This window comes from Rhizobacter sp. P1_G5 (assembly GCF_056405435.1).
Map to the genome: position 1 here is coordinate 1 of NZ_JBFUCB010000277.1, position 7,527 is coordinate 7,527.

Here is a 7,527-nt window from a genome sequence, read left to right on the forward strand (position 1 = left end):
GCCCATGGGACGGCGAGGAGGCGATCACGCTGCTGGCCGACCTGGATGCCGGCGCGACCGGCGCGATGACCGGCGGCGGCTTCCCCGACGGCATCCGGCAGATCGTCGATGCGTACGCGGCAGGGAATCGCGAAGCAGCCGTCGCGGCCTATGGGCGCTGGCTGCCGCTGATCAACTTCGAGAACCGCCAGGGCGGCTTCCTGAGCGCGAAGGCGCTGATGAAGGAAGGCGGCGTCATCGCGTGCRATGCGCCACGCCACCCCTGGCCGCCGATGCACCCGGCCACGCGCGCCGGGTTGCTCGATACGGCGCGGCGGCTGGATCCGCTGGTGCTGCGCTGGGGCAAGTGATCCGTTCGGCCACCCGGGCGAACAGCTTTCTCCCGTTCGGGCTGAGCCTGTCGAAGCCTGAACTCCGTTCGCCCTGAGCTTGTCGAAGGGTCGGGCTGAGCCTGTCGAAGCTCTGGTGGCAAGCGCCTCAGCGCTTCAACGGCCGCGTCGATTCCCGCGTCACGAGCAGCGGCGGCGGCAGCGCGCCGTCCGGCACCTCGCCGCGCAGCATCGCCAGCACGGCCTGCGCGCCAAGCTCGCCGAGCTGGTACACCGGCTGGCGGATCGTGGTCAGCGGCGGGATCGAATACTGCGAGCCCGGCAGGTCGTCGAAGCCGACCACCGACACGTCGTCGGGCACGCGCAGGTTGCGCCGGTACAGGCCGAGCGCCGCGCCATACGCCGTCTGGTCGTTGGCCGCGAAGATCGCGCTGAAGTCGGTGCGCGACTCCATCAGGTGGCTGATCGCCTTCAGCCCGCCCGCCTCGCTGAAATCGCCCTGCACCACCAGGGCAGGGTCGTACGCGATGCCGGCCTCCTTCAGCGCACGGCGGTAGCCTTCCTTGCGCTCGCGCGCATCGGCATGGTCGCGCGGGCCGAGGATGTGCACGATKCGCCGGTGGCCCAGCTCGATCAGGTGCCGCGTCGCCATGCGCGCGCCTTCGACGTTCGCGAAGTTCAGGCTGAACAGGCCGGGGCCCGAGAGCTTGCGCCCGGTCACCACCGTCGGCACGCGCCGCGCCACCTCCATCAGCGTCTCGTCCGGCAGCCGGCCGGTGAAGACGATCATGCCGTCGACGCGCCGCGACAGCAGCAGGTCGATGCACTTCTTCTCGTCGACCACCGTCCAGTGGCCGCTCGCGAACAGCGGCATGTAGCCGGCCGCGCCCAGCACCGCCTCGATGCCGCGCAGGCCTTCGCCGTAGAACGGGCTGTCGATCGACTGCGTGACCACGCCGATGCTCAGCGTGCGCCCGCCGGCCAGGCCGCGCGCCACCGGGTTCGGCATGAAGCCCAGTTGCGCGATCGCGGCATCGACCGCCTGCTGCTTGGCCGGGCTCACCTTCGCGCTGCCGTTCAGGATGCGCGAGACCGTGCTCGACGACACGCCCGCCAGCTCGGCCACCATCTGCAGCGTCACCGCCGTGTCGGTGACGGGGGCCACCGCGGGCGCCGCCGACGCAGCGGCACGCTTGCGCACCGGCTTGGGGGGTGGGGTCTTGCTGACCTTCTTGGAGACCGCCTTCATGCGTGGCCGTACTGCTGTGAGTGAGTCGAAAAGTGTACGTTCATGCATCCATCCCTGGCGGCGTTGAAACACCCCCGAAGGAGCGTATCGGCACCCACGCAACATGAGGGAAAACCATGGCTCGCAACTTGCATACAAGATCGCATTCACTGATTTGTGGAGCCCGATCCCATGTCCCTCGAGCCCCGGACCTTGCGTGAACTGCAGCAGGCGCTGCGCGAAGGCACCCTGACGGTGCGCCGCCTGATGGAGCGCGTGCTGCACGAGCGTGCACGGCATGCGGCCTCGGCCTGGATCGCGCTGCGGCCCGAGGAGGAACTGCTGGCCGAGGCCGAGGCCTGCGATGCCCGCACGCGCGGCGAAGGCGCGGCGCTGTGGGAGCGGCTGCCCCTCTTCGGCCTGCCGTTCGCGGTGAAGGACAACATCGACGTGGCCGGGCTGCCGACCACCGCCGCCTGCCCGGGCTTCGCAAGCGGCCCGGCCGCGCAGCATGCGACCGCGGTGCAACGCCTCGTGGATGCCGGCGCGATTCCCGTCGGCAAGACCAACCTCGACCAGTTCGCGACCGGCCTGGTCGGCACGCGATCGCCGTACGGCGCGGTGCCGAACCCGTTCGATGCAGCCCATGTGAGCGGCGGTTCCAGTTCCGGCTCGGCCTACGTGGTCGCGACCGGCCAGGTGCCGTTCGCGCTCGGCACCGACACGGCGGGCTCGGGCCGGGTGCCGGCCGGCTTCTGCCACATCAGCGGGTTGAAACCGACCAAGGGCTGGCTGCCGTCGACCGGCGTGGTGCCGGCCTGCCGCAGCCTCGACTGCATCTCGGTGTTCGCGCTGACGCCGGAAGACGCGTGGGCGGTTGCGAGCCAGGCCGCCGGGCCGGACCCGCAGGATCCGTTCAGCCGCACGGCGTTGCCACCGCGGCTGCGGCTGGACGCGTTGCCGGACCTCGCGGTCGGCGTGCCCGACACGCTGGAGTTCTTCGGCGATGCGCAGGCGCGCGACGCCTTCGAGGCCGCGCTGGCGCATCTGCGCGAACGCGGCTGCAAGCTGGTGCCGGTGCCGTTCGAGCCGCTCGCGCGCGTCGCGGCGCTGCTGTACCAGGGGCCGTGGGTGGCCGAACGCTATGCAGCGGTCGGCGCCTTCCTCGACGGCCACCCGCCCGGTGCCGACCCCACCGTCGCGGCGATCGTGCGCAGCGGCCGCGCGCCGGCCGCGCACGAGCTGTTCGAAGCGCAGTACGCGCTGGCCGCGGCGCAGCGGCAGGCGGCGGCGATGTGGGCGCAGGTGGCCGTGCTGGTGGTGCCGAGCGCGCCGACGCACCCGACGCTGGCCGCGCTGCAGGCCGATCCGTTCGAGCCGAACCGCCGCCTCGGCCACTACACGAACTTCGTCAACCTGCTCGACATGGCGGCCCATGCGCTGCCCGGCCCGATGCGCGGCGACGGCCTGCCGGCCGGCGTGACGCTGATCGGCCCGGCGTTCAGCGATTTCGCGCTGGCCGGCCTCGCAGCCACGCTCGCCCGCGTGTTCGAGCCGACCGCCGGCGTGATGCGCCATCCGATCGGCGCCGCACCGGTGCTGGCCGCCCCCGCGCCGGCGCAGCCGCTGCGGCTGGTCGTCGTCGGCGCGCACATGAGCGGGCTCGCGCTGAACTGGCAGCTGACCGAACGCGCCGGCCGGCTGCTGCGGCGCACCCGCACCGCGCCGGCGTACCGGCTGCATTCGCTGACCGGCCACGCGCCGACGCGACCCGCGCTGGTGCATGTCGGCCCCGAGGCGGGTCGCGCGATCGACGTGGAGGTGTGGGAGATCGACGCGGCGCACGGCGGCAGCTTCCTGCAGATGGTCGGCCCGCCGCTCGCGCTCGGCACGGTGGAACTGGGCGACGGCACGCAGGAGCGCGGCTTCGTCTGCGAGCCGCGCGGCGTGGCAGCAGGCGGCAGCGCGCTGGACATCACCACGTACGGCGGCTGGCGCGGCTTCCTGGCTTCACTCGGCTGAGCACGGTCCTTGCAGCACTCCCGCGCAAGGAGGTCTCCCGCCATGACCGACACCGCCCCATCCGACATCGTCGATTTCGTGCGCGCCAGCGCACAGCTGCTCGAGCTGCCGCTGGACGACGCGCAGGTCGCGCGCGTCGCGATGCACCTGGCCCGCACGCGCACGATGGTGGCGCCGCTGCGGCTGCTGCCGCTCGGCGCCGAACTGGAGCCGGCCGAGGTCTACTGCCCGGCGCCGTTTCCCGCCGAGGATCCTGCATGACCGCGCGGCAGGTCACGCATGCGGGCGGCATGACGACCGGCATGTCGATCGTGCGCGCGGTGCGCAGCGGCGAGATGCTGGCCGAGGAGGCGCTCGAGCACAGCATCGCGCGCATCGAGGTCTGCGATGCACGCGTCAACGCGTTCACCGACGGCACCTTCGAGCGCGCGGTGCGCGAGGCCCGTGCGGTCGATGCGATGCGCGCGCGCGGCGAGGTGCTGCCGGCGCTGGCCGGGCTGCCGTATGCGGTGAAGAACCTGTTCGACATCGAGGGCCTGACCACGCGCGCCGGCAGCAAGGTGCGCCAGGGCGAGCCGCCGGCCGCGGCCGACGCGGTGCTGGTCGAGCGCATGCGCGCAGCCGGCGCGGTGCTGGTCGGCGCGCTGAACATGGACGAGTTCGCCTACGGCTTCACCACCGAGAACAGCCACTACGGCCCGAGCCGCAACCCGCGCGACCTGACGCGCACGGCCGGCGGATCATCCGGCGGCTGCGGTGCCGCGGTCGCGGCCGGCCAGGTGCCGGTGACGCTCGGCTCCGACACCAACGGCTCGATCCGCGTGCCGGCGTCGCTGTGCGGCGTGTGGGGGCTGAAGCCGACCTTCGGGCGGCTGTCGCGGCGCGGCAGCTTCCCGTTCGTCGCGAGCCTCGACCACCTGGGCCCGTTCGCGCGCAGCGTCGAAGACCTGGCCGCCACCTACGACGCGATGCAGGGCCCGGACCCGCTGGACCCCGGCTGCCGTGCCGAGCGCGTGCAACCGGCGCTGGAGCACATCGGCCACCCGATCGCCGGCCTGCGCATCGGCGTGCTGGACGGCTACTTCGAGGAACACGCCGGGCCGGCGGCGCAGCGGGCCGTCGCGATCGCGGCCGAGGTGCTGCACGCGACCCGGCGTGTGCAGTGGCCCGATGCCGCGCTCGCGCGCGCCGCCGCCTTCGTCACCAGCGCGGCCGAGGGCGGCGCGCTGCACCTGCCGACGCTGCGCGAACGCGCCGCCGACTACGAACCGCTGTCGGTCGACCGCTTCATCGCCGGCGCGTTGCAGCCGGCCGAGTGGTACGTGCGGGCGCAGCGCTTTCGCCGGCTGTACCGCGACCGCGTCAACGCGCTGTTCACCGACTGGGACGTGCTGCTCGCGCCCGCGACCCCGGTGCAGGCCACGCCGCTCGGTGCCGAGAGCTTCGAGCTGAACGGCAGCGCGCTGCCGACCCGCCCGTCGATGGGCCTGCTGACGCAGCCGGTGTCGTTCGCCGGCTGCCCGGTGGTGGCCGCGCCGCTGTGGCCGCACGGGATGCAGAAGCTGCCGATCGGCGTGCAGGTGATCGCGGCCCCCTGGCGCGAGGACCTGGCGCTGCGCGTGGCGCGCGCGCTGGAAGCCAGTGGCGCGGCCGCGTCGCCGGTGGCGGGGATCTGAGGCCCGGGCCGATGGAGATCAACCGCCCCGACGTGCTGGCCGCGCTCACCGCGGCGTTCGAACGCTATGAGCGTGCGCTGGTCGGCAACGACGTGGCGGTGCTCGACGAGCTGTTCTGGGACAGCCCGCACACGCTGCGCTACGGCGTCGGCGAGAACCTGTACGGCATCGAGGCGATCCGCGCCTTCCGCTCGGCCCGGCCCGCCACGGGCCTCGCGCGCAGCGTGCTGCGCACGCAGCTCACGACCTACGGCGAGGATTTCGCGACCACGCACATCGAGTTCCAGCGCGAGGGCGGCACGCGGCCCGGCCGGCAGACGCAGACCTGGATGCGCACCCCCGCCGGCTGGCGGGTGGTGTCGGCCCATGTAAGCTTGCTCGGATGAAACCGCTGGCCACGAAGAACAACCCGCGCGCCAACCCCCGCGACCTGACCCGCGCCGAGGCGGCCTACCGCCGGATCAAGGCGGCCATCTTCGACTTCGTGCTGCTGCCCGGCGACGGCTTCACCGAGAGCGACATGGCCGAGCGGCTGGAGATGTCGCGCACGCCGGTGCGCGAGGCGCTGTTCCGGCTCGAGCTCGAAGGCTATGTGCAGGTGGCGTTCCGCAGCGGCTGGAGCGTGTCGCCGTTCGATTTCCGCAAGCTGGAGGAGCTGTACGACCTGCGGGTGGTGCTCGAGGCCACCGCGGTCGACCGGCTGTGCGCGGCCGAGCCGATGCCCGACCTGGGGCTGCTGAAGGCGGTCTGGCTGGTGCCCGAGAAGGAGCGCAAGTCCGACACCGCCGAGGTCGCCGCGCTCGACGAGGCCTTCCACGCGACGCTGGTGTCGGCCGCCGGCAACCTGGAGATGGCGCGCGTGCATGCCGACGTGACCGACGGCATCCGCATCGTGCGCCGCCTTGATTTCACGCAACCGCCGCGCATCAGCGCCACCTACGAAGAACACGCGAAGATCCTGAAGGCGATCCTGGCGCGGCGGGCGGACGCGGCCAAGCTGATGCTGCGCACCCACATCGAGGCGAGCAAGGCGGAGGTGCGCAAGATCACGCTGCACARGCTGCACAGCGCGCGGCCGGTGGCCGGAGAATTGTGAGGCGCCGTTCGGACTGAGCCTGTCGAAGGCCCGTCACCCACTGCCGTTATGCTTGTCGGCCCCAAAACCCACGCCCACGAAGCGAAGGTATGCCCATGTGGCTGAAAACGTTGTGGAGCCTGCTGCTCGCCGTCCCGCTGTTCGCCGCCGCCGCGCCCCCGGCCGCCCCGCTGGCCACGCTGACCATCGTCGACGGCGAGGCCGTGCTGGTCCGTGAGGCCGCGCGCTACGCCCCGGCCGAAGGCGTGCGCCTGCTGCGCGAGGACATCGTCGAGACCGGCACCCAGGGCCGATTGCTGCGCATCGAGTTCCCCGACGGCCTGGTCGCCGATCTCGGCCCCGCCACCCGGCTGCAGATCGCACCGAAGCTCGCCGGCCGCGCCCCCGGCCGCTTCTACCTGCTGCAGGGCTGGGTCAAGGTGACGGCGCCGGCATCGCTCGCGAGCCCCGTCTTCAACACGCCGTTATTCGATGCGACGGCGATCGCGCAGCGCGCCGTCGTGCTGGTGCAGCCGCAGGACGCCAACGTGTTCGCCGAGGCCGGCGAGGTCGCGCTCACCGAGCTGCTCGACGGCCGGCCGCTCGGCAACGTCACGCTGAAGGGCGAGCAGTTCCTGACCCGTGCCGGCGCGGCCCGCGCGAGCGTCGCGCCACGCCCCACCGCGGCCTTCATCCAGCGCGTGCCCAAGGATTTCCTCGACACGCTGCCGTCGCGGCTCGAGCGCTTCAAGACGCGCGAGGTCGAGCCGGCACGGCTGTCGGGCATCGCCTACGACGACGTGGCGGCCTGGATCGACGCCGAGGCCGGCCTGCGCGCGGGCTTCGTGCTGCGCTGGAAAGGCGAGGCCCGCAACGCGGATTTCCGGCGCGGCCTGGTCGGCACGCTGCGCGCCCACCCGGAGTGGGACCGCACGCTGTTCCCGGAAAAATACCTGCCCAGGAAGGTCGAAACCCGACCATGACGCCGGTTTTTGCGTCTGCCAATGCGTCCGTTCAGTCATCCCTCACGTAAGTCCCGGCACCACCCCCAAGAGGCCCCATGAAGCTGCTGCTCAAATTCAACCTGGTGTTCCTGATCGTGTTCGCGCTCGGCCTGGGGGCCGCGGGCTACATCGCCCGCGCGCTGCTGCAGCAGAACGCCCACGACGAAGTGCTGGACCGCGCGCGGCTGCTGAT

General features: G+C 72.3%; 7 protein-coding genes and 1 pseudogene. 7 read left to right on the forward strand and 1 reads right to left on the reverse strand.

What is annotated here, in order from left to right; translation table 11 throughout:
• A pseudogene (locus AC1D12_RS18730) lies at positions 1 to 350 on the forward strand (dihydrodipicolinate synthase family protein); the annotation flags it as partial.
• A 127-nt stretch (positions 351 to 477) separates the two neighbouring features.
• Here AC1D12_RS18730 and AC1D12_RS18735 read toward each other — a convergent pair.
• Positions 478 to 1,578, reverse strand: coding sequence for a LacI family DNA-binding transcriptional regulator (locus AC1D12_RS18735; protein WP_082004092.1), 1,101 nt, complete (start codon positions 1,576 to 1,578; stop codon positions 478 to 480).
• A gap of 171 nt (positions 1,579 to 1,749) precedes the next feature.
• On the opposite strand from AC1D12_RS18735, the gene atzF reads away from it, so the two are divergent.
• The 6 genes from atzF to AC1D12_RS18765 all read left to right on the forward strand — a co-directional run bounded on the left by atzF (position 1,750) and on the right by AC1D12_RS18765 (position 7,313).
• Positions 1,750 to 3,579 (forward strand): allophanate hydrolase, encoded by a 1,830-nt coding sequence (atzF, locus tag AC1D12_RS18740; protein WP_477842166.1) that lies wholly within the window; start codon positions 1,750 to 1,752, stop codon positions 3,577 to 3,579.
• Between the two features lie 42 nt (positions 3,580 to 3,621).
• On the forward strand, positions 3,622 to 3,840 hold the full coding sequence (locus tag AC1D12_RS18745; protein ID WP_047500395.1) for a DUF4089 domain-containing protein: 219 nt from the start codon (positions 3,622 to 3,624) through the stop codon (positions 3,838 to 3,840).
• Positions 3,837 to 5,255, forward strand: a complete 1,419-nt coding sequence (locus AC1D12_RS18750) for an AtzE family amidohydrolase (protein ID WP_477842168.1) — start codon at positions 3,837 to 3,839, stop codon at positions 5,253 to 5,255. Before AC1D12_RS18745 ends, AC1D12_RS18750 begins: the two co-directional genes overlap by 4 nt.
• An 11-nt stretch (positions 5,256 to 5,266) precedes the next feature.
• Positions 5,267 to 5,641 (forward strand): oxalurate catabolism protein HpxZ, encoded by a 375-nt coding sequence (hpxZ, locus tag AC1D12_RS18755; RefSeq protein ID WP_465111003.1) that lies wholly within the window; start codon positions 5,267 to 5,269, stop codon positions 5,639 to 5,641.
• On the forward strand, positions 5,638 to 6,351 hold the full coding sequence (locus tag AC1D12_RS18760) for a GntR family transcriptional regulator (protein WP_477842170.1): 714 nt from the start codon (positions 5,638 to 5,640) through the stop codon (positions 6,349 to 6,351). The genes hpxZ and AC1D12_RS18760 overlap by 4 nt, the downstream gene beginning before the upstream one ends.
• Positions 6,352 to 6,446: 95 nt before the next feature.
• Positions 6,447 to 7,313 carry a FecR family protein gene (locus AC1D12_RS18765; RefSeq protein WP_047500389.1) on the forward strand — a complete coding sequence of 289 codons (867 nt, stop codon included), beginning with the start codon at positions 6,447 to 6,449 and terminating at the stop codon, positions 7,311 to 7,313.
• Positions 7,314 to 7,527: the final 214 nt, after the last annotated feature.